The organism is Sulfitobacter sp. PR48, from assembly GCF_028807335.1.
Lineage (GTDB): Bacteria > Pseudomonadota > Alphaproteobacteria > Rhodobacterales > Rhodobacteraceae > Sulfitobacter.
The window spans coordinates 278,482-299,032 of the sequence record NZ_JARAMM010000002.1 but is presented as its reverse complement, the minus strand read 5'-3'; the positions used below and the strand labels follow the sequence as shown (position 1 = coordinate 299,032).

Annotated in this window: 20 protein-coding genes and 2 tRNA genes; 12 read left to right on the top strand and 10 right to left on the bottom strand. The window is 60.6% G+C overall.

The genetic code is table 11. The features are described 5' to 3' along the window. Positions 1–40 precede the first annotated feature (40 nt). A complete protein-coding gene (locus tag PVW51_RS04135; protein WP_114273795.1) occupies positions 41–394 on the top strand; it encodes a hypothetical protein in 354 nt (117 codons plus the stop codon). 36 nt (positions 395–430) lie between these two features. Here PVW51_RS04135 and rlmH read toward each other — a convergent pair whose 3' ends face one another. From rlmH to PVW51_RS04115, 4 genes are all read right to left on the bottom strand, one after another. Further along, positions 431–901 carry a 23S rRNA (pseudouridine(1915)-N(3))-methyltransferase RlmH gene (gene rlmH / locus PVW51_RS04130; RefSeq protein WP_269366120.1) on the bottom strand — a complete coding sequence of 157 codons (471 nt, stop codon included), beginning with the start codon at positions 899–901 and terminating at the stop codon, positions 431–433. Positions 902–919: 18 nt separating this feature from the next. Continuing rightward, positions 920–1,285, bottom strand: coding sequence for a ribosome silencing factor (gene rsfS, locus PVW51_RS04125; protein WP_114274410.1), 366 nt, complete (start codon positions 1,283–1,285; stop codon positions 920–922). A 237-nt stretch (positions 1,286–1,522) separates the two neighbouring features. Then, positions 1,523–2,308, bottom strand: coding sequence for a hypothetical protein (locus PVW51_RS04120; RefSeq protein ID WP_274573712.1), 786 nt, complete (start codon positions 2,306–2,308; stop codon positions 1,523–1,525). 62 nt (positions 2,309–2,370) lie between these two features. Next, positions 2,371–3,723 carry a mechanosensitive ion channel family protein gene (locus PVW51_RS04115; RefSeq protein ID WP_274573711.1) on the bottom strand — a complete coding sequence of 451 codons (1,353 nt, stop codon included), beginning with the start codon at positions 3,721–3,723 and terminating at the stop codon, positions 2,371–2,373. Between the two features lie 290 nt (positions 3,724–4,013). Between PVW51_RS04115 and leuC the strand changes: the two genes are divergently transcribed. The 8 genes from leuC (at position 4,014) to PVW51_RS04075 (ending at position 11,239) form a co-directional block, all read left to right on the top strand. Further along, the gene (gene leuC, locus PVW51_RS04110; RefSeq protein WP_269366126.1) at positions 4,014–5,420 is read left to right on the top strand and encodes a 3-isopropylmalate dehydratase large subunit; all 1,407 of its coding nucleotides are present in this window, start codon (positions 4,014–4,016) and stop codon (positions 5,418–5,420) included. Positions 5,421–5,476: 56 nt separating this feature from the next. Continuing rightward, positions 5,477–5,998, top strand: a complete 522-nt coding sequence (locus PVW51_RS04105) for an HdeD family acid-resistance protein (protein ID WP_269366128.1) — start codon at positions 5,477–5,479, stop codon at positions 5,996–5,998. Between the two features lie 87 nt (positions 5,999–6,085). Next, a complete protein-coding gene (gene leuD / locus PVW51_RS04100; RefSeq protein ID WP_114273800.1) occupies positions 6,086–6,691 on the top strand; it encodes a 3-isopropylmalate dehydratase small subunit in 606 nt (201 codons plus the stop codon). A gap of 303 nt (positions 6,692–6,994) precedes the next feature. Further along, positions 6,995–7,819, top strand: a complete 825-nt coding sequence (locus PVW51_RS04095) for a hypothetical protein (RefSeq protein ID WP_274573710.1) — start codon at positions 6,995–6,997, stop codon at positions 7,817–7,819. Beyond that, positions 7,819–8,808, top strand: coding sequence for an endonuclease/exonuclease/phosphatase family protein (locus PVW51_RS04090; RefSeq protein ID WP_443287501.1), 990 nt, complete (start codon positions 7,819–7,821; stop codon positions 8,806–8,808). The genes PVW51_RS04095 and PVW51_RS04090 overlap by 1 nt, the downstream gene beginning before the upstream one ends. A gap of 83 nt (positions 8,809–8,891) precedes the next feature. Continuing rightward, on the top strand, positions 8,892–9,998 hold the full coding sequence (gene leuB, locus PVW51_RS04085) for a 3-isopropylmalate dehydrogenase (RefSeq protein WP_274573709.1): 1,107 nt from the start codon (positions 8,892–8,894) through the stop codon (positions 9,996–9,998). A 118-nt stretch (positions 9,999–10,116) separates the two neighbouring features. Further along, on the top strand, positions 10,117–11,142 hold the full coding sequence (locus PVW51_RS04080; RefSeq protein WP_274573708.1) for a DMT family transporter: 1,026 nt from the start codon (positions 10,117–10,119) through the stop codon (positions 11,140–11,142). A 20-nt stretch (positions 11,143–11,162) separates the two neighbouring features. After that, a tRNA-Pro gene (locus PVW51_RS04075) sits at positions 11,163–11,239 on the top strand. Positions 11,240–11,301: 62 nt separating this feature from the next. Here PVW51_RS04075 and PVW51_RS04070 read toward each other — a convergent pair. Both PVW51_RS04070 and PVW51_RS04065 read right to left on the bottom strand, forming a co-directional pair. Next, entirely contained in the window at positions 11,302–12,129 is an 828-nt protein-coding gene (locus PVW51_RS04070) for an isocitrate lyase/PEP mutase family protein (protein WP_274573707.1), read from the bottom strand. Further along, complete coding sequence (locus tag PVW51_RS04065) at positions 12,060–13,133, bottom strand: bifunctional transcriptional activator/DNA repair enzyme AdaA (protein WP_274573706.1); 1,074 nt, start codon at positions 13,131–13,133, stop codon at positions 12,060–12,062. The genes PVW51_RS04070 and PVW51_RS04065 overlap by 70 nt, the downstream gene beginning before the upstream one ends. Before the next feature lie 439 nt (positions 13,134–13,572). On the opposite strand from PVW51_RS04065, the gene PVW51_RS04060 reads away from it, so the two are divergent. Next, positions 13,573–15,057, top strand: a complete 1,485-nt coding sequence (locus PVW51_RS04060; RefSeq protein ID WP_274573705.1) for a TadE/TadG family type IV pilus assembly protein — start codon at positions 13,573–13,575, stop codon at positions 15,055–15,057. Between the two features lie 104 nt (positions 15,058–15,161). Here the strand turns inward: PVW51_RS04060 and PVW51_RS04055 are convergent. After that, a tRNA-Arg gene (locus PVW51_RS04055) sits at positions 15,162–15,238 on the bottom strand. Between the two features lie 122 nt (positions 15,239–15,360). Between PVW51_RS04055 and PVW51_RS04050 the strand changes: the two genes are divergently transcribed. Beyond that, a complete protein-coding gene (locus PVW51_RS04050) occupies positions 15,361–16,395 on the top strand; it encodes a LacI family DNA-binding transcriptional regulator (protein ID WP_114273807.1) in 1,035 nt (344 codons plus the stop codon). Further along, positions 16,392–17,618 carry a winged helix-turn-helix domain-containing protein gene (locus tag PVW51_RS04045; RefSeq protein ID WP_274573778.1) on the top strand — a complete coding sequence of 409 codons (1,227 nt, stop codon included), beginning with the start codon at positions 16,392–16,394 and terminating at the stop codon, positions 17,616–17,618. Before PVW51_RS04050 ends, PVW51_RS04045 begins: the two co-directional genes overlap by 4 nt. On the opposite strand, the gene PVW51_RS04040 is transcribed toward PVW51_RS04045, so the two are convergent. Genes PVW51_RS04040 through PVW51_RS04030 form a run of 3 tightly spaced genes read right to left on the bottom strand, consistent with a single transcriptional unit; the run spans position 17,598 to position 20,514 of the window. After that, the gene (locus tag PVW51_RS04040; RefSeq protein WP_269362703.1) at positions 17,598–18,371 is read right to left on the bottom strand and encodes an IclR family transcriptional regulator; all 774 of its coding nucleotides are present in this window, start codon (positions 18,369–18,371) and stop codon (positions 17,598–17,600) included. The two genes, PVW51_RS04045 and PVW51_RS04040, sit on opposite strands and share 21 nt — an antisense overlap. A 35-nt stretch (positions 18,372–18,406) precedes the next feature. Then, positions 18,407–19,816 carry a TRAP transporter large permease gene (locus PVW51_RS04035; protein ID WP_274573704.1) on the bottom strand — a complete coding sequence of 470 codons (1,410 nt, stop codon included), beginning with the start codon at positions 19,814–19,816 and terminating at the stop codon, positions 18,407–18,409. Beyond that, on the bottom strand, positions 19,816–20,514 hold the full coding sequence (locus PVW51_RS04030) for a TRAP transporter small permease (RefSeq protein ID WP_274573703.1): 699 nt from the start codon (positions 20,512–20,514) through the stop codon (positions 19,816–19,818). Before PVW51_RS04030 ends, PVW51_RS04035 begins: the two co-directional genes overlap by 1 nt. Between the last annotated feature and the right edge of the window lie 37 nt (positions 20,515–20,551).

Sequence of the window (20,551 nt, the reverse complement as noted above, 5' to 3'; positions counted from 1 at the left end):
TGGTAAATATATACGTTCCAATCCTCCCAAGGTGAGTCCCATGTTCAAGCGATCCATACTGGCCATAGCTCTTGCCACGACACCCGCGCTGGCGGACCCGCCGGTCATTCAGAACGTCAACATCAAGAAAACCGGCGATACCTGGAACTTTGATGTGACCATCAAGCACACAGATACCGGCTGGGACGATTATGCCGATGGCTGGCGCATCGTGGATGGCGACGGCAAGGAACTGGGCCTGCGCAATCTGGCCCACCCCCATGTGAATGAGCAGCCCTTCACCCGGTCCCTTTCAGGGGTCAGCATCCCCGAGGGGGTGACCGAAATCGGCATTCAGGCGCGCGATACGGTGAACGGCTGGTCACCCGATATCAAACGCATCAAGCTGCGTTAAGGTCTGACACGGCCACCGCCTCAGGCTGCCTGCCCGTCAGCTGCGGTGATACGGCCCGCCGGACAGGATGGATGCGGCACGGTACAATTGTTCGGCCAGCATCACCCGTACCAGCATATGCGGCCAGACCATCTTGCCGAATGACAGCCCGTGATGCGCCTTTGCGCGCAGGGCGGGGTCTATCCCGTCGGCGCCCCCGATGACAAAGGCAAGATCACCGACCCCGCCATCGCGCCAGCCCGCCAGACGTTTTGCAAATTTCGGAGAAGTCTCAACGGTGCCGCGTTCATCCAGAACGCACAGGGTTGCCCCCTTTGGCAGCGCCTTTTCCAGCAGGGCCGCCTCGGCGGACATGCCGCCGCCCTTGCGGTCATCCACTTCGATCACCTGGGCCGGGCCAAGGCTCAGCCCCCTGCCCGTCCGGTCGAACCGGGTCAGGTAGTCATCAACCAGATCCTTTTCGGGACCTTTGCGCAGGCGCCCGACGGCACAGATATGAACGCGCATCGCGCCGGTCCGGGCGGATCAGTTCTGAACTGCGGCCTCACCGCCCGCCATCCACATCTTCTCCAGTTGGTAGAAGTCGCGCACTTCGGGACGGAAAACATGTACGATGACATCGCCGGTGTCGATCAGAACCCAGTCTCCGATGTCCTTGCCTTCCATTTTCGGCGTTACACCGAATTCATCCTTGATATTCTGCGCGAGCTTTTCGGCAATCGCCGAGACCTGCCGTGTGGACCGGCCGGAGCAGATGACCATGTAGTCGCCAATTGCCGTCTTCCCGCGCAGATCAATCTGCACGATGTCTTCGGCCTTGTCGTCTTGAAGAGAGTTGAGAACAGCAGCCAGCACAGCATCGCTTGTGGCCATATCAGCAGTGGCCGTCATGACAGCCGCCTGAGGGTTCGCAGCCAAAGCTGCGTTGGCTTGGGTTGACAGGACATTGTCCTCCTTTTCAATGCACCGTTTCCCCCGATGCTGGGTAACCCCAAATTAGCAATCCAGGGGTGACAATTCAATGACAACCGGGATTTGTCGGCATTTACCGGCCTTCCCGGCTGATGATGCCGCTTTCTCCGGCACCAATATCTTTCAACAGGCCGCGGACTTCCTGCTCGAAACCACTCACACCGCTGGAGGAGATTGACCAGTTGGAAACGCTGTTCTGCCGCCTGATTGCGCGCGCCCCGTTGCAGGTCCGGAAAGGCCCTGCCAATCCCTGTCCAGCGCATCCAGCGCTTCCAGATCGGCCCTTTCCTGCAAGGCGTCATGGCGTCCGTCAGGCGTTGCATATCCCAAGGCGCGTTCCCGCGCCAGCAGGGTGCCGACCATGTGCCGGTCGACCGCGCCCGCTTCTGTCACCTCGTGCAGGTCAGCCGCATCACATCGTGGAAACATCAGACGGGACACATCGCCGGACAGGTTCACGCAGGCGCAACCCTGCAAGGCCGCCAGGACCGATAGACGTGCCGACTTCGCCCCGAGATCGCGCAGCGATATGTCGGCCCGCAGCGGATCGGCGGCACCGGCCCCGTAAAAATGCGTTGGCCCCTGATCGGGATAAACCATGTCACAGCCCATGAATGCCATAACGCCGGGCCGGTATTCAGCCAGCGCCCAATAGGCCGTTGTAAAAGCCATCGTCGCGCCGGCAAAAACGAAACCGCCATAGCGGTTCTGCGCGGGCACAAAGGCGCTGGCATCGACCAGGGTCTGGTCCGGGCCAACCCGTGGCGGCATACGGTGAGCCGGAAAATCCTCGGGAAACACCAGGGCGTCCCAGTCCGGCCGGACCTGCCAGGCGTTGTTGATCACCACGATGTGATCGAAAAGGGATCTGTGCCAACCGGCAGCCTGCACGACATTTGGACCGGACCCCAGAATCAGAACAACCGGACCGCGTTCTGTCATGGAATTTCCCCCGGGCACCGTGGCGTTTCAGGAAAATTACCCCTGTACCGGCGCAAAGCAAGTCAATCCTGTACCGGGTTCCGGACGTTGCGCGACAGCGCCAGCTTGCTGTCTTCCAGCATCAGGACCTCGCGCTGCGGGAAGGGGATGGAAATGTTGTTTTCCTTGAATGCATCCCAAAGCGCCAGATAGACATTGCCGCGAATATTGGTCAGCCCGCCGGTGGGGTCCTTGATCCAGAAACGCAGGATGTAATCGACCGAACTGTCGCCAAAGCCGACGATGTGACAAACCGGCGCCTTGAAGCTGAGCACCCTTTCCACACCCGAGGCAGCCTCGATCGCCAGTTTGCGGACCACATGGGGGTCATCGCCATAGGCCGTGCCGAAATAGATGTCCAAACGCACGAAATCATTCGAATGGGACCAGTTGACCACCTGCCCGGTGATCAGGTCCTCATTCGGGATCAGGTATTCCTTGCCATCCCGTGTAACGACCGACGCATAGCGCGCGCCCAAAGTCTGGATCCAGCCGAATGTCTCTCCCAGTGAGATCACGTCGCCTGGCTTGATCGACTTGTCGATCAGGATGATGACGCCCGAGACAAGGTTCGACACCACCTTTTGCAGACCGAAACCAAGGCCGACACCGATGGCACCCGACAGCACCGCAAGCCCGGTCAGGTCGATGCCGACCGCCTTGACCCCCATGAAGAATGCAAAGCCATAAAGGGCAAGCTGGATGCCCTTCACCGCAAGCACCTGCATCGAAGGGCTTATTTCCTCGTTCTTTCTGATTGTGCTGGCGGTCGCCTGACTGACCAGCCGTGCAACCGTGAAGAGCGCGCCGATCACCACCAGCGCGGTGATCAGGGTCAGGACGGACAGGCGGAAATCACCGACTTCGATGGCAAGACCGTCCAGGAACGCCGCCACATCGTCCGAAATGTTGAGGAAATAGAGCGTCGCGTAGATCCACAAGGCCCAGGTCACGATGCGGCGCAGCGGCCGGTTGCGCACCAGCTGCGCTGCAAAGGCGATGCCGACCCAGACAATCGCCAGGGTTGCCGCCAGACCGATCAGATAGGACCGCGATGGCCAGGTGACGTTCTGCATCACCGTGTAGACCATATAGGCCATCAGCGAGAACCAGATCAGGCCCAGCCTGCGGCGCACCTGCACGATCACCCGCAGTTGCCACTTTGCCCAGCCCTGCCGTGACCGCACCCAATTGCGGACGGCCCGATCGCTGAACCGGTGCAGGACCCAAGCAACCAGCGCCAGCCCCAGCACGATCAGCACCTGGTTCTGCCGCCATCCCGGCTGGATCACCCCCGAAACAAATCCCACCGCGTTGATCCAGACGCTCTCAAGCGAACCCAGGAAATGTGCAAACGGGTCTGTGGGTTGATCCATGTCTTGCCTCGCTACCGTACCGGTTTCATGCTTGCACATTACCCCAATCCCCGCAACGGCGGGGGTCCTTTCCGGCGGCACCGGCCTGCATCAAGAGGCACCTTGCGGGAATCTGCGCGGTGCCTTATCTCATCCTCATGATACAGGTCTTTGATCAAACTGATCGCGCACGCCTGCGCGAACGCTTTTTCGGTGCCACGCATACGGTGCTGGCACGCCTATAAGCCTGCCCGCCGCGCAACCGCGCGGCCCTTTCGCCTGTTCCACACCACCAATACGGGAGAGGACCCATGTCCCCCAAAACGCTTTACGACAAAATCTGGGATGCCCACGTGGCCCACGAGGCCGAGGATGGCACCTGTCTGCTCTACATCGACCGTCACCTTGTCCACGAGGTGACAAGCCCGCAGGCCTTTGAAGGGCTGCGCATGACCGGTCGCACTGTCCGCGCGCCGGAAAAGACAATCGCGGTGCCGGACCACAACGTGCCGACCACCCTGGATCGCGCCAATGCCGAGACGATGACCGAAGACAGCCGTATCCAGGTGGCAGCGCTTGACACCAATGCAAAGGAATTCGGCCTGCATTACTATCCGGTGACCGATGTGCGTCAGGGCATCGTGCATATCGTCGGCCCGGAACAGGGCTGGACCCTGCCCGGCATGACCGTCGTCTGCGGTGACAGCCATACGGCGACCCACGGCGCTTTCGGCGCGCTGGCCCATGGCATCGGCACGTCAGAGGTGGAGCACGTGCTGGCCACCCAGACGCTGATCCAGAAGAAATCCAAGAACATGAAGGTCGAGATCACCGGCAAGCTGAGCCCCGGCGTCACCGCCAAGGACATCACCCTGTCCGTCATCGGCGCAACCGGCACGGCAGGCGGCACCGGCTATGTCATCGAATACTGCGGCGAGGCCATTCGCGATCTGTCGATGGAAGGGCGCATGACGGTCTGCAACATGGCAATCGAAGGCGGCGCACGCGCGGGCCTGATCGCACCGGATGAAAAGACCTTTGAATATTGCAAGGGCCGCCCCCACGCACCGAAAGGCGCGCAGTGGGAAGCCGCGATGGACTGGTGGAAAACCCTCTATTCCGACGACGATGCCCATTGGGACAAGGTGATCACGCTCAAGGGCGAGGACATCGCGCCGGTCGTGACCTGGGGCACCTCCCCCGAAGACGTGCTGCCCATCACCGCCAATGTTCCCGCCGCATCCGATTTCAAGGGCGGCAAGGTCGGGGCGGCTCAGCGCTCGCTCGACTACATGGGGCTGACCGCCGGCACACCGCTGTCCGAAGTGGAAATCGACACCGTCTTTATCGGATCCTGCACCAACGGCCGGATCGAGGACCTGCGCGCCGCCGCTGCGATCCTCAAGGGCAGGAAGATCAAGGAAGGCCTGCGCGCCATGATCGTCCCCGGTTCGGGCCTTGTCCGCGCCCAGGCCGAGGAAGAAGGCCTTGCCGATATCTTCAAGGAGGCCGGGTTCGAATGGCGTCTGGCCGGCTGCTCCATGTGCCTGGCGATGAACCCCGATCAGCTGTCACCCGGTGAACGCTGCGCGGCCACCTCGAACCGCAACTTCGAGGGCCGTCAGGGCCGGGGAGGACGCACCCACCTGATGTCACCCGCCATGGCAGCGGCGGCGGCGATCACCGGCAAGCTGACCGATGTTCGGACCATGATGTAACACCGGTGCCAGCCGAACCCCGGCTGGCACACCGGACATCTGAAGGAAGAAATGCTATGAAACCCTGGCTTACACTTGTCCTCATGGGCGTCGTGCTGATCATCGGTGGCATTCTTGCCATCGCGAATCCGCTCGCCGCTTCGATCGCGGTCACCACCCTGGTCGGTATCTTTTTCCTGCTGGGCGGCATCCTGCAGCTTTGGTTGCTGTTCAAGACCGGGACAGGCTTTGACGGTGCGCTGAACTGGATCATCGCCCTGATCACACTTGTGGTCGGTGTCTGGCTGCTGGCCAACCCGCTGGAGGGCACGATTTCCCTGGCCATCGTCGTCGGCGCGGGTTTTGTCATCTCCGGCATCGCGCGGATCATCTGGGCAACTCGGGCAGGCCGGGACACGCCTTCTTATGTGCCGCTCCTGCTGTCCGGCGCTGCCTCGCTTCTTGTGGGGGTCGTGATCTTTTCCGACTTCCAGTCGCTGGCGACGCAACTGCTGGGGCTTCTGCTGGGCATTCAACTGGTCATGGACGGCGTCGGTTTTGCCGCCGTCGGCCTTGTCCTGCGCAACCGGCAGCCATGAAAGCCATCACATCAAAAGCACCTCTGACAGGTGCATCCAACTATCTGGCCCCCTCTCTGCGTGGCCCTGAAACAGGAGTTCATTTCAATGGACAAGTTTGACACCCTCACCGGCATTGCGGCACCAATGCCCATGATCAATATCGACACCGACATGATCATCCCCAAGCAGTTTCTGAAAACCATCAAGCGCTCCGGCCTTGGGGTGAACCTGTTCGACGAGATGCGTTACGACGACAACGGCAATGAGATCCCGGATTTCGTCCTGAACAAACCGCAATACCGCGATGCGGAAATCCTTGTGGCCGGCGACAACTTCGGTTGCGGATCGTCGCGTGAACATGCGCCCTGGGCGATCAAGGATTTTGGCATCCGCTGCGTGATTGCCCCTTCCTATGCCGATATCTTCTACAACAACTGCTTCAAGAACGGCATTCTGCCCATCGCCCTGCCGCAGGAACAGGTCGATGTCCTGATGAAGGACGCAGAGAAGGGCGCAAATGCGCGCATGACCATCGACCTCGAAGCGCAAACCGTCACAACATCTGACGGCGAGACCTTTTCCTTCGAGCTCGACTCCTTCAAGAAACACTGCCTGATGAACGGCCTCGACGACATCGGCCTGACCATGGAAAAGGCCGCCGCCATCGACAGTTTCGAAACAGCCGTCGCGCAAAGCCGGCCCTGGGTCTGACAGACGCTGAATATTTCAGCAGAGATTTCAAAGCACTTGTGGGCGATACCATTTCGCCCACAAGATATGGATCGCGCCATTTTCCCGCCCGAAAATAGATGCAAGAAGGCACCACCCCTGCCCTCAAAAAGCCCCAAGGTTTAAGTTCTGTTCATCAATAGTCTTGAGGATTGAGACGAAAGAAGGCACAAATTGGGCGATAATGAGGCAGGCCCCCAAACCCCGGGGGCAGCAAGTTGGGACAAGTACGCGGCAATGCACCGCGGCTGGCCAGTTTGGAAGGGAAAACTAGTGATCGGACGGATGACAGGCGCTGCGGCGCGTGGTCTCTTTGTGGCCCTGTTGGTATTGCTGCCAGCGCTTGTGCTTCCGGGCGTGGCTGCCGATTCCACACAGATCTCCGTTCTCGTTGCACTGCTGGCCGCCTTCCTGACCTTCGTCGAATACAACTCCAACTTTCCCAGCATCATGGAATTCCGCGATGCACCGCCTTTCAACCGGCTGCGCTTTGCCTCGCTCTTCGTGACGGTGCTGCTGCTGAGCATGATCTTGCGGGGCGCGACCGAGCCGACCCTGCTGACCGGCGCCTTGACCTCCGTCGGGACAATCATCGGCAATGCCGTCGACTTTCCCTATTCGCCGGTGCGCCTTGTGGTCCTGATGCTGCCCGAATCCGCCAACCCCGAACTGGTTGCCTCCGTGCGGACCTCAGCCGGGCTCGCCTATCTGATTTCGCTGGTGGCAATGACCGCCTTCCTGATCCTTGTCCGCGTGATGAACTGGCCCGCCCGCAAAGGTATTTTCAACGTATGGGTTAACCTTCCCCTGTTCGACCCGACGGTCGGGGGCGATGTTGTATACCGCCTGCAACGCGATGCCCGCGTGAATATCGCACTGGGTTTCCTGCTGCCCTTTATCATCCCCGCTCTGGTCAAGGCGGCGTCCGACCTGATAGACCCGATCACATTGCAAAATCCGCAAACCCTGATCTGGACAATCAGCGCATGGGCCTTTCTGCCTGCCAGCATGATCATGCGTGGCCTTGCAATGGGCAAGGTCGCCGACATGATCGAAGACAAGCGTCGCCGCACCTACGCCGACGCGGATACCCCATTCCAGACTGCCTGATTGCCCTTTTCCTCTGCCTGATCTGCAGCGTCTCGGCAGCTTCGGCCGAGAGCATCCGGATTGCCACCTACAACACCGAACTTGCGCGCGAGGGCCCTGGCCTCCTGCTGCGGGACATTCTGAAGGGTGACGATCCGCAGGTCGTCGCCGTGGTCGACGTGCTGGTCACCGCCCGCGCCGATGTCCTGGTTCTTCAGGGCGTGGATTATGACCTGGAAGGGCGCACTCTGGAGGCCCTTGCCGCGCAGATCAGGGCGCGCGGCCTGACCTATCCCTACCGATACGCAGGCCCGCCCAATGCAGGTCTGATGACAGACCTGGACCTGGATGGCGACAGCAGAGTTGGCGGGCCGGGTGATGCCCAGGGTTTCGGACATTTCTTTGGCCAGGGAGCCATGGCGATACTGTCCCGCTTTCCGATCAGACAATCAGAGGTGCAGGATTATTCGACCCTGCTCTGGCGCGAACTGCCGGGTGCGCTTTTGCCCGGAACGCGGCAGGCGCCTTTCCCCAGCGCCGAGGCATTGGCGATCCAGCGCCTGTCCAGCAACGGGCATTGGGTGGTGCCCATTTCGCATCCCGCCCTGGGGCCCATTCACATTCTCACCTATCACGCCGCGCCCCCGGTCTTTGACGGGCCGGAAGACCGCAATGGCAGGCGCAACCACGATGAAACGGAATTCTGGCGGCAGTACCTTGATGGTCAATTCGGCCCCCCGCCTGTTGCACGGTTTATCCTGACCGGCGATGCGAACCTTGATCCGAACCGGGGGGATGGCCGCAACATCGCCATACGCCGCTTGCTGGGCGACGCACGTCTGCAAGACCCTTTGCCGGAACAGGCCAGTGTGAACTGGCCGCAAACCGGGCCGCTGCGGGTGGACTACGTCCTGCCCTCCGCCGATTGGACCGTCATCGGATCAGGGATCACCGCGCCCCATCCGGAGGCAAGCCGCCATCAGCTTGTTTGGGTCGAATTGGGGACCTGATACCGGCCAGCTGCCAAGCCCAACTTGACCCGCCGCGCCGGGCAGGCTACGCCGCCTGAAACATGATCTTTCAGGAGCATCCCATGGCAAATCCCACCCTGTTAATCCTCGCTGGTGACGGCATCGGACCGGAAGTCATGGAGCAGGTCACCCGCGTGATCGACTGGTTCGGCGCCAAACGCGATCTTGCCTTCGATGTCGAACATGATCTGGTCGGCGGCGCTGCATATGACAAACATGGCACCCCGCTGCATGACGATACGATGGCCAGGGCGCTGGCGGCAGACGCCGTCCTTCTTGGCGCCGTGGGTGGTCCGAAATACGACAACCTCGATTTCAGCCTGAAACCCGAGCGTGGCCTGTTGCGCCTGCGCAAGGAGATGGACCTGTTCTCAAACCTGCGCCCGGCACAATGCTTTGATGCGCTGGCTGATTTCTCCTCGCTGAAAAAGGACGTGGTCGCCGGGCTCGACATCATGATCGTGCGCGAGCTGACATCGGGCGTCTATTTCGGGGAACCGCGCGGCATCTTCGAGGAAGGCAACGAACGCGTCGGCATCAACACCCAGCGCTACACCGAATCCGAAATCGAACGCGTGGCCCGCTCGGCCTTCGAACTGGCCCGCCGCCGCGGCAACAAGGTCTGCTCGATGGAGAAGGCCAACGTGATGGAATCGGGCGTGCTCTGGCGTGAAGTCGTTCAGCGCGTGCGCGACGCGGATTATCCGGATGTCGAGTTGAGCCACATGTACGCCGACAACGGCGCGATGCAGCTTGTCCGCGCGCCCAAGCAGTTCGACGTGATCGTGACCGACAACCTATTCGGCGACATCCTGTCCGATTGCGCCGCGATGCTGACCGGGTCGCTGGGCATGCTGCCCTCCGCCTCGCTTGGCGCGCCGAATGCCGATGGCCGGCCCAAGGCCCTCTATGAACCCGTTCACGGCTCCGCCCCTGACATCGCGGGCCAGGGCAAGGCGAACCCGATTGCCTGCATCCTCAGCTTCGCCATGGCGCTGCGCTATTCCTTTGACCAGGGGGACGAGGCGACGCGGCTCGAACAGGCGGTCGAAAAGGTTCTGGCCGATGGCGCGCGCACCGCTGACCTGATGGGTCCCGACGGCGGCACACCGATTTCCACCACCGAAATGGGTGATGTGATCCTGGCGGCACTGGACGCCAGCCTGTGACGGCTGTGGCTTAACGCGATGCACAGCGCTTGCGCAGGCCGACCAAATATTCTGCGCAAGCCGACGAATTGCCCAGTCGGCCCTTTACGCTGCACCCTGGCAATACTAACTCGGCGACATGCCCGAGGCGACCGTGACCAGTGAAAATCACCAGCAGGTCCGCAGCACCACCCTTAGGGGCGTGCTGATGGGGCTGCTGGCATTTGCGCTCTATGCCAGCCACGATGCGGCGATCAAATCGCTTGGCAGCACCTATTCGCCATTCCAGATCGTTTTCTTTGTGGTGCTGCTGAGCTTTCCGATGGTGACGCTGATGCTGGTCAGTGACACGAAGGCAGAGAACCTGCGCCCGCGCGATCCGTTCTGGGCGGGGGTGCGCACCGCTGCCGTCGTGATCGGCGGTTTCTGCGCTTTTTACGCCTTTGCCGTCCTGCCCCTGGCCGAGACCTATGCAATTCTCTTTGCCTCGCCATTGATCATCACGGTCCTGTCCGTCCCCCTGCTCGGAGAGGTCGTGCGTGTGCACCGCTGGCTCGCTGTCCTTGCCGGCCTGATCGGGGTGCTGGTGGTGCTGCGGCCGGGGTCGGCCGAATTGGGCCTTGGCCATCTGGCCGCCTTGGTATCCGCCTTTGGCAGCGCCCTTGCGGCTGTCGTGATGCGCAAGATCGGCGCGCGGGAGCGGCGAGAGGTCCTGCTGCTTTATCCGCTGCTGGCCAATTTTGGTGTGATGCTGTGCATCCTGCCGTTTGTCTATGTTCCGATGCCGCTTGCCGATCTCGGCCTTGTGCTGCTCATCGCCCTGCTTGCCGTCTCCGCGATGAGCCTGATGATCCGTGCCTATACCCTTGCCGATGCAGCCATCGTTGCCCCGATGCAGTACAGCCAAATCCTCTGGGCCACGCTGTTTGGCTGGCTGTTCTTTGCGGAAACTTCGGACCTGACGACATTCATCGGAGCGGGGATCATCATTGCCAGCGGCGGCTATATCGTTCTGCGCGAAGCAGGCGGCGGCACATCAGAACATCTGCCCGTGCTGAACAATCTCAGCCGCAGGCCGGAAATGGGCGGCATGCCCCGCCTCAGCCTGATCGCACGCAAGACTGTCGCAAGTGTAAGAGAACAATTGCCAAGGCAGCGCCACTAAGCTATGTGGCGCGCATCGGTCGGGCTGTAGCGCAGCCTGGTAGCGCACCTGCTTCGGGAGCAGGGGGTCGGAGGTTCGAATCCTCTCAGCCCGACCAATAATAAGAACCGATCGGTTAAGACCGGTTCTTCGCAGGTTCATCACCTGAACAGTCAGCCGTCATTGCAGAGCCTCAAAGCGTGCCTTCAGATCAGACTGCGCGCTGCGGTATGGCCCGGGGCCATAGCTGACCCGGGAAACACCGGTTTGCGCAACGTCCCGGATTGAGGTCAGATTCCCCATCATCATGACGTTCACGGGCAGGCTCACGGCATCCACGATTCTTTTGATGAGCCGTGTGGCGTCAAGCCCCGGGACAAAGAACCCATTGGCACCTGCATCCTTGTATGCGGCTTCGCGCCTGATGGCTTCGTCGACCAGACCTTCGTGCTCGGATGGGTCAGAGGCCAGAAAAAGATCCGTCCGCGCGTTGATGAACAGATCGACGCCTTCCTGCTCGGCGGCACTGCGGATGGCCTTGATCCGCTGCACCTGATCCTGAATGGAAAAAAGCCCATCGCCCTGCACGATCTGATCTTCGAAATTGATCCCGATGGCACCTGCCCGAATGATCCGGCGCACATTTTCTGCAACTTCGTCTGGTGCAGTGGCATAGCCGCTTTCAAAATCTACCGTGAGCGGAAGATCGACCGAGACTGCAATACGTTCAACCAGCTGGGCGACCAGGTCCAGCGGGATGGTTTCCCCATCTGCAAATCCATGCGCTGCCGCCATCGACCAACTGCCGGTTGCGATTGCCTTTGCACCCGCCCTCTCCACCGTCCGCGCACCGCCGGCGTCCCAGATGTTATAGAGGACCAGCGGATCGCCCTTTACGTGCATTGTCCTGAACTGAGCACTCTTTGCTGCATGATCCTTCATTCTGCGATGTCCTTTGAGGTTGTTTTGAAGTGTCGTTCGATTTCGAGAAGTTTTTGTTTGCGCCAAAGCCCGCCGCCATATCCCGTCAGTGATCCATCCGCACCAAGATCCCTATGACAAGGTACGGCTAGCGCAATCTGATTCGCGCCATTTGCACGCGCAACGGCGCGGGTCGCCGAGGGCCGCCCGATCCGATTGGCGATCTCGGAATAGCTGCGGGTCACGCCGGGTGGGATCTGCACCAATTCGGCCCAGACACTTCGGGCAAAAGCAGAGCCCCCGAAAGCCAGAGGGGTCGAGAACCGCGCGGAGGTTCCGTCAAAAAAGGCCTCCAGTTCGCTTTTGATCTGCGCGCCGGGGCCGGTTTTCCCGATACCGATCTTGCCCTTGGCAAAGGCATCCAGTTTGCCAAGCTCTGTTTTCAATGCCTTGCGATCCAGAAACTCCAGTAGATGCAGCCGGGACGTGCTGCAAACCGAAATCATGTTGCCCAGCGGCGTTTCGACCCAATCGGCAAAAAGAAGCGGCGTGCTGTCCAGCCTGCCGGGCGCGCGCCCCAGAAGCCTGGAAAAGGACGCACGGAATGCACTGGGAGAGTCGAAACCTGCATCCAATTGCGCATCAATGACCTGCCCGCCTCCGGCAATCGTCTCAAATCCATCCCGCAATCGCCGCTGTCGCGCCATCTCTAGAAACGTCATGCCGAACTGGCGTTTGAAACTTCTTCTGACCGTCGAAAGATCGAACCCCATGCGTTCAATGTCGTGTTCCGACCAGCGATATGTCGGCCGCTCGTCCAATGCCGCCAGAAGCGCGGTGATCGACGGATCGGCAGAGGCCATCGGCTGCAGCGGGTGACATCGTTTGCAAGCGCGAAAGCCTGCTTCCAGGCAGGCGCCGACCGACGGATAGAAGGTGCAATTCTCAGGCTTTGGCTTGCGCGCAGGACAGGTCAGGCGGCAAAACACACCTGTCGTGGACACGCCGACATAGGCTTGCCCGTCATAGGCCGCGTTGCGGGCCAATAACGCCTGGTAAAGCGTGCTGTGATCTGGAAGGTCAAAAAGCATCCCTAGAATATACCACCCTTGCAGGCTCCGCGCCGCCGGAAATCAGGCGTCTATTATAGCGTTCTGAGCACCGGCAAAACATTGCGGAAATCACGCCATATCAGCCGTAAATCCCCCTGGAATCCGCGCCGGACCGGCAGCTTTCTGGCAAGAATCACCTGTCGTTGACCCGCAATCCCCTCGCTTTTGGCACGGACAATCGGGCCAAATCCCGGCAAATGCATGGCATGCGGAAGCCAGCCAATTGTGGCATTGTCGCCGCTCGCTGCCCAGTGCCGGGACTCTGGCCAGATTGGCTCCCGGCGGTGGAGAGTTACCCTATTTTTAGAGAAAACCTGCCTATCTTTTGAGGAGGATTGAGGCGAAATATTGACCAGACCAAGGCCGCACTCCGAAGCGGCGCTGATCAAATGGGGGCACATTTGAGAGGTTCACGACAATGGCAACAAGATCAACGCCACCCGACATGCGTAGACTGAAAGCATCCATCCGCGGTTTTGGCCGCAGCGAAGATGGATCCATTACGATCTTTGCCTGTTTCATGGTTCTGTGCATGCTGATGATCTGCGGCATTTCCGTCGACGTGATGCGTCACGAGATGGACCGCAGCCGCCTTCAGGCCACTGCGGACCGCGCCGTACTTGCCGCGACCGCGCTGAACCAGCGCCTCGCCCCCGAAGATGTGGTGGCGGACTACTTCACAAAATCCGGCATCCGGGACTTCATGTCGAACGTCGAGGTCAGCGAGGGGCTCAGCTTTCGCACCGTGACCGTGGGTGCCTCCACCACCATGACCACACAGTTCATGGATTACTTCGGCGTCGAAACGCTGAATGTCCCTGCCCTTGCCACCGCCGAAGACCGTGTGCCGAATGTGGAGATTTCGCTGGTCCTTGATATCTCCGGGTCGATGCGTTTCTCCAACCGCATGAATGATCTTCGGCCTGCCGCAGCGGATTTCCTCGACATTGTGCTGGATGATGCCAATGCCCAGAAAACCTCCGTCACCCTAGTTCCCTATGCGGGCCAGACAAACCCCGGCCCTTTCATGTTCGACCGCCTGAACGGCGAACGCTATCCCGCAATGGCCATGGACGAGGCCGACGGTGGCATCCCGGAGCACCTCAGCCATGGTGAACTGCCACAAGATGCCATCGGCGGTGTCGGGTCGGATCAGAACACGCGTTACGTCTATCCCAACGTCTCTTCCTGCCTGGACATCGGGACCGGCGGTTTTTCCTCGGCAGAACTGCCATCGGGTATGCTTTACCCGCAGACGCCGCATTTCATGAACTGGGACATTGCCGGCGACGTGATGGACTGGGGCTGGTGCCCGCAGGATCAGACCTCAATCCAATACCTCAGCAATGATCGCGCCGGCCTGAAAAATCTGATCAACAACATGCGGATGCATGACGGCACCGGCACACATTACGCGATGAAATGGGCCGTCTCCATGCTTGACCCTTCGTCGCAGGACGATGTGACCGCACTGGCAAATGCAGGTCTTGCCGCACCCGAATTCATCGGGCGGCCGGCATCCTATGATGACAGCACAACGCAAAAGTACATCATCCTGATGACGGACGGCCAGATCACCGAACAGGTGCGCCCCATCGACACGATGGACGTTGAAAACCCGGTCCGCGAGTTGCAAAGGGGCCGCCACAACGAACGCGAAACGATCACCTCAGCGGGCACCAACGTCGACAGCTTCTTTCAGCAATGTGACCTCGCCAAAAGCCGGAGCCCGCGCCCGATCATCGTCTATACGATTGCCTTCGAGGCACCGGGTACTCCGGAACAGCAGATGCGCGATTGCGCTTCCTCCCCGTCTCACTTTTTCAAGGCGGACGGCGACAGCATCGCGGATGTCTTCGAGGCCATCGCCTATCAGATCCGGCAGCTGCGGCTGACCCAATAGCGGTTTCCCGGACACGCCTCCCGCCGCCGAATGCCATCGGGTGGGCAGTGATCAGAACTGTCCGCTCGAACCACGCGACCGAGTTGAATAAATCTGTACCGAACTGGTGATCCCGGCAGGATTCGAACCTGCAACCTGCCCCTTAGGAGGGGGCTGCTCTATCCAGTTGAGCCACGGGACCGCCGGGGAAGGGTCTAGCGCAGTGCGGCGGGCTTGTCATCGGCAGAAACGAAAACAAAGCCTGCGCTTGATCGTTGCCCATGCTTCGCGCTAACTGGTTGTTGAGTAATCAGGAATGAAAATTTGACCACATCTTCCAAACGGCCGCTTACCCTCCGCGATGTATCCGAGGCCTGTGGCGTCTCGGAAATGACCGTGAGCAGAGTTCTGCGCAAGAGGGGGGATGTATCGGAAGCCACACGCAACCGGGTGCTGGCGGCGGCAAAGGAGCTGGGATACGTGCCAAATCAGATTGCTGGGTCGCTGGCCTCTCAACGGGTGAACCTGGTGGCGGTCATCATCCCGTCGCTGTCAAACATGGTTTTTCCCGAAGTTCTGAATGGCATCAATCAGGTCCTTGAGGACACGCCGCTGCAGCCCGTGGTCGGCGTAACGGACTACCTGCCCGAAAAAGAGGAGCGGGTGCTTTACGAAATGCTGTCGTGGCGGCCGTCGGGGGTGATCATCGCCGGGCTGGAACATTCTGACGCGACCCGCGCCATGCTCAAGAATGCGGGCATTCCCGTGGTTGAGATCATGGACACTGACGGCCGGCCCGTTGACGCGATGGTGGGTATCTCGCATCGCCGGGCGGGGCGCGAAATGGCCAATGCGATCCTCAAGGAAGGATATGAGCATATCGGCTTCATGGGGACCAAGATGCCGCTGGACCACCGCGCGCGCAAACGGTTCGAAGGCTTCACGGAAGCACTGGCCAAGGCGGGTGTGGAGATCGAGGATCGCGCGTTCTATTCCGGGGGGTCCGCGCTGGCCAAGGGTCGGGAAATGACGCAGGAGATGCTGGAACGCTCTCCGGATCTGGATTTCCTGTATTACTCCAACGACATGATCGGCGCAGGCGGCCTGTTGTATCTGATTGATCAGAAAATCGACATCCCGGGCCAGATCGGCCTGGCCGGTTTCAACGGTGTCGAGCTGTTGCAGGGGCTGCCACGGCAACTGGCGACGATGGATGCCTGCCGGAGCGAGATTGGCCAGGCGGCGGCAAAGATCGTTCTGAACTACACCTCCGAGACTCCGGACCCGGATGTGCCGACGCAGGTGACCATGACGCCGACCCTGTCCTACGGGGACACCCTGCGCCGCCATCGCCGCTGACCATGCTGACCCTGGGCAATGGCCAGGCGCGGCGGATATTCCTTGACCGGCACCGCCTGTCCGACCCCCCTGTCGGCGAAGCAAGGGGCGCGGCACTGCACGGGCTGATCCATGACCTTGGCTTTGTGCAGCTGGACAGCATCAACACCGTGGCCCGCGCGCATGACCTGATCCTGTTTTCGCGCAGGCAACGATACCGGCCGAAGGCGCTCAAGAACCTGTACGAGCGTGACAGGGCGCTGTTCGAACACTGGACACATGATGCGGCTGTCATTCCGATGGATTTCTATCCGCAGTGGAATCTCAGGCGCCAGCGCGACGCCGAAAAACTGCGCGCGCGGTGGCGCAACTGGCGGCGTGACGGGTTTGAGAAACGCTTTCAGAACGTGTTGGAGCAGATCGCAGCCGAGGGGCCGCTGTGTTCATCCGATGTCGGAAAGGATGAAACACGCGGATCCGGCGGCTGGTGGGACTGGCACCCTTCCAAGACTGCGCTGGAGTATCTGTGGCGCTCTGGCGCGCTTTGTGTGGTCGGGCGCGACGGGTTCAAGAAACGCTATGACCTGACGGAGCGGGTGATCGAGCAGCATCTGCACGACCCCGCGAATTGCCCCGATGTCGCGGCCACGATCGACTGGTGCTGCGATCAGGCGCTGGCACGGCTGGGGTTTGCCACCCATACCGAGATCGCCGCCTTCTGGGATCATGTCACCCCGGCAGAGGCCCGCGACTGGTGCGCAGAGGCGCTGGCGGCAGGCGCGCTGGAACAGGTGCAGGTCACCGGTGCGGACGGGTCCGTCAAACTCGCCTATGCGCGGCCAGGCCTTGATCAGGATCCGGCAGGCGACAAGGAGCCCACGAGCCGTTTGCGGGTGCTCAGCCCCTTTGATCCGGCCCTGCGGGACCGCAATCGTGCAGAACGGCTGTTCGGGTTCAACTACCGGATCGAGGTTTTTGTACCGGAAGCGAAGCGCACCTTTGGCTACTATGTTTTTCCCATTCTCGAAGGCGACCGCATCGTTGGCCGTGTCGACATGAAGGCCTTTCGCGACGAGGATGTCTTGCGCGTCCGCGCGCTGTGGCCAGAGGGCAGGACACGCTGGGGCAGCGGACGGCAACGCGCCTTCGATGCTGAGCTGGAAAAACTGTGCAAGCTTGCCGGTGTCAGCGAGGTCGCTTTTGAGGACGGCTGGCTGCGCCCCTCAGCGCAGAACTATCTCTGACAGATCGGCGGCAGCGGATCTGAGCCGATCCAGATGCGCCTCCAGGTCTCCGATGCTGACACGCTGCGTCGGGGCGTGGATGGAAAGTGTGGACATCAGCCGCCGCTGATCGTCCCAGATCGGAACGGCGACAGCGACCATGCCTTCCATGAACTCCTCATCATCGGTGGAATAGTCACGCTTGCGCACCTCTTCGATGGCGCGATGCAGGGCGTCGGGATCGGTGAGTGTTCTTGATGTCTGCGGTTCCAGCGCTGCTGACGACAGGTATTTGCCCAACATCCGTGGCGGCAGGGTAGACAGGTACATCTTGCCGCTGGCGGTACAATGAAAGGGAACCGTGGTGCCGACAGGCAGTTGGATGCGCAGTGGCCATTTCGTCTCGACCCGGTCGAGATAGACCATCCCGTCCCGGTCCGGCATCGCGACGTTGCAGGTTTCGCCAACGTCTTCGGTCAGCGCGTTCAGCACCGCCAGCCGCACGGTCCGCAACCGGCTGGAAGACAGGACATTGACCGAAAGCTTGCGCAGCCGCTGCCCCGCGGAATAGGACCGCCCGTCAATGTCGCGCTGAAGGAACCCCTCCTGCTCAAGCCTGTGGAACAGCCGGTGCACCGTGGGTTTCGGCAGTCCCAGCACTTCGTTCGCGGCGGTCGGCGTCATCGGTGCCCCGACACGGGCGATCTCTTCCAGCAAGAGCAGCAGGCGCAAATTGGTCGGTATCGCCTTTTCGCGTTCGCCGACATCATCCATTGCGCTTCATCCGTCCGGGTTATGCCGCACACCGATCAGTTCCAGAAGGTAAGAGCCCCGAACCAGATCGGAAGATGCTCGTACAGGTAACCGCCGGACAGCAGCGTTTTCGATAGAGAGGGGAAATACGCGACTGCGATCCACACTGCAACAAGCGATCCAAGATACATCGTCGCGTAACGCAGCAAGCGGAAATAGGGCACACCTGTCACACCGGAAGCGACGTAGAGGTTCAACCCGTAGGGTGGCGTGATAAACCCGATGGAGGCACCAACAAGGAAGATCACCGCAAACTGGATCGGATCGACACCCACGGAATGGGCGATAGGTGCGAGAATAGGGGCAAGAATGATCGTCACCGGCAGGGATTCCAGGATCATGCCCGCGACAAAGACGATGGCCATCGCCGTGAACAGCACGGGGTAATAGCCGCCCATGCCCGTCACGAAGCCCGAGATCACCGATTGCGCGCCCAGCAGCGACAGGATCTGCTGCATTACCACGCTGACGGCGATCAGCGGTGCAAGGATGCCGGTGATCTGTGCCGACCGCACCACGATGGCGGGGATATCAAGCGGTGTGAACCCTTCGACAACCACCATGGAGACGAGCGATTTCTCCTCCACCGGGGTGTCGGCCTTGCTGCCCATCAGCTTGTTCAGGGGCCAGGACAGCACCCCGACGATGATGCAGAAACCCACCGTGACCCCTGCCGCCTCGGTCGGAGAGAACTTGCCGGTGTAGATGCCCCAAAGCACCAGACCGATGGCAAAGAAACCCAGCCAGGCACCAACGGCAGTCTTGAAGACGCGCCACGGGCTCAGCGCGATCAGAAACCCCCATTTGTTCACGGTGCATATGATGAAACATGCCGCCATCATTGCCAGGACCATCAGGGTGCCGGGCACAATGCCCGCGATGAACAGATCAGAAATCGGCAGGTTCATCAGGAACCCGTAGACGATAAAGATGATCGATGGCGGGATGATGATGCCAACCGTGCCGCCTGCCGCCGCTGTCGCTGCGGAAAACCGCTCGTCATAGCCACCCTTGACCATTTCGGGATGCAGCATGGACCCGATGGTCGCCGTGGTGGCGGAGTTCGACCCGGAAATCGCGGCGAAAAGCCCGCAGGCCCCGATGGAGGCCATGGCAAGCCCGCCGCGCATCCAGCCCAGACAGGCATAGGCGAAATCCGACAACCGCCGGGCAATCCCCGATTTGTTGATCAGGTCCCCCGTCAGGATGAACAGCGGCATCGCCAACAGGGCAAAACCCTTGTTGAAGACGTTCAGCAGTTCCGCACCGGTGTTATCCAGCGTCAGCCCCATGACAAAGGAACAGCCGACAACCCAGTAGAAGATGACCAGCAGAACCGGCGTGCCCAGCATGAACAACAGCGTGACACCCAGCGAAATCAATGTGATCCAGGTCCCGTCGGTCATCAGACATCCCCCCCGATGACAGCTTGCTGGATCAGCGGCCGGCCCTCGCGATAATTGCGCAGATCCTCCAGCAGGTTCTCGATCACCCGGCCGGCCATCAGGACAAAGGCCACGGGCACCGTGATCAGGAACATCCATTGCATCAGGTTGTCGGTCCCCAGCACGATCTGGAAGTTGTTATAGCTGTTGACGGTGACCCGCGCGGTCGTGGTGACGACGATGATGCAAAAGCCCATCCACAACACCGCATCCAGGATCAGCGTCAGGATCTGCAGCTTTGGCGGCATGTTGGTGCGGAATTCGGCAAAGCTGAGATGGGTCCGCAAGCGCACGTTGAACGCGCAGCCGAACCAGGCCATCACCATGAACAGCAGCGGCGGGACCGTGGTGGACCAGGCCACCTGCCCGTGCCAGGCCTGCGGGATCCACCAGATGTCCGCAGCAAAGCGCTGGATCACCCCGACAAAAATGATCAGGGCAATGACGATATAGGTCCAGACCACGATGGTCCGTTCCAGGTGCCGGTCAAGAAAGGGAACCGCCCGGTACATGTAGTAGACCAGGATGCCACCCAGTACCGTCATGGTGCCAAACACCCACCAGGCCGCTTCCGACCGATAGGCCTGTACGCTTGAATAATCTATGTCGCCGCTCAGGGTTGAGGTGATGATCGTGGTTGCGTCCGCCCAGATGGACATCTGCCTTCCTCCCCGGAAAATATATTGCGCCATCCCT

Coding starts and splice junctions, on each gene's coding strand:
- PVW51_RS04135 (WP_114273795.1), top strand. CDS start 41: ATGTTCAAGCGATCCATACTGGCCATAGCTCTTGCCACGACACCCGCG.
- rlmH (WP_269366120.1), bottom strand. CDS start 901: ATGCGCGTTCATATCTGTGCCGTCGGGCGCCTGCGCAAAGGTCCCGAA.
- rsfS (WP_114274410.1), bottom strand. CDS start 1,285: ATGACGGCCACTGCTGATATGGCCACAAGCGATGCTGTGCTGGCTGCT.
- PVW51_RS04120 (WP_274573712.1), bottom strand. CDS start 2,308: ATGACAGAACGCGGTCCGGTTGTTCTGATTCTGGGGTCCGGTCCAAAT.
- PVW51_RS04115 (WP_274573711.1), bottom strand. CDS start 3,723: ATGGATCAACCCACAGACCCGTTTGCACATTTCCTGGGTTCGCTTGAG.
- leuC (WP_269366126.1), top strand. CDS start 4,014: ATGTCCCCCAAAACGCTTTACGACAAAATCTGGGATGCCCACGTGGCC.
- PVW51_RS04105 (WP_269366128.1), top strand. CDS start 5,477: ATGAAACCCTGGCTTACACTTGTCCTCATGGGCGTCGTGCTGATCATC.
- leuD (WP_114273800.1), top strand. CDS start 6,086: ATGGACAAGTTTGACACCCTCACCGGCATTGCGGCACCAATGCCCATG.
- PVW51_RS04095 (WP_274573710.1), top strand. CDS start 6,995: ATGACAGGCGCTGCGGCGCGTGGTCTCTTTGTGGCCCTGTTGGTATTG.
- leuB (WP_274573709.1), top strand. CDS start 8,892: ATGGCAAATCCCACCCTGTTAATCCTCGCTGGTGACGGCATCGGACCG.
- PVW51_RS04080 (WP_274573708.1), top strand. CDS start 10,117: ATGCCCGAGGCGACCGTGACCAGTGAAAATCACCAGCAGGTCCGCAGC.
- PVW51_RS04065 (WP_274573706.1), bottom strand. CDS start 13,133: ATGCTTTTTGACCTTCCAGATCACAGCACGCTTTACCAGGCGTTATTG.
- PVW51_RS04060 (WP_274573705.1), top strand. CDS start 13,573: ATGGCAACAAGATCAACGCCACCCGACATGCGTAGACTGAAAGCATCC.
- PVW51_RS04040 (WP_269362703.1), bottom strand. CDS start 18,371: ATGGATGATGTCGGCGAACGCGAAAAGGCGATACCGACCAATTTGCGC.
- PVW51_RS04035 (WP_274573704.1), bottom strand. CDS start 19,816: ATGACCGACGGGACCTGGATCACATTGATTTCGCTGGGTGTCACGCTG.
- PVW51_RS04030 (WP_274573703.1), bottom strand. CDS start 20,514: ATGTCCATCTGGGCGGACGCAACCACGATCATCACCTCAACCCTGAGC.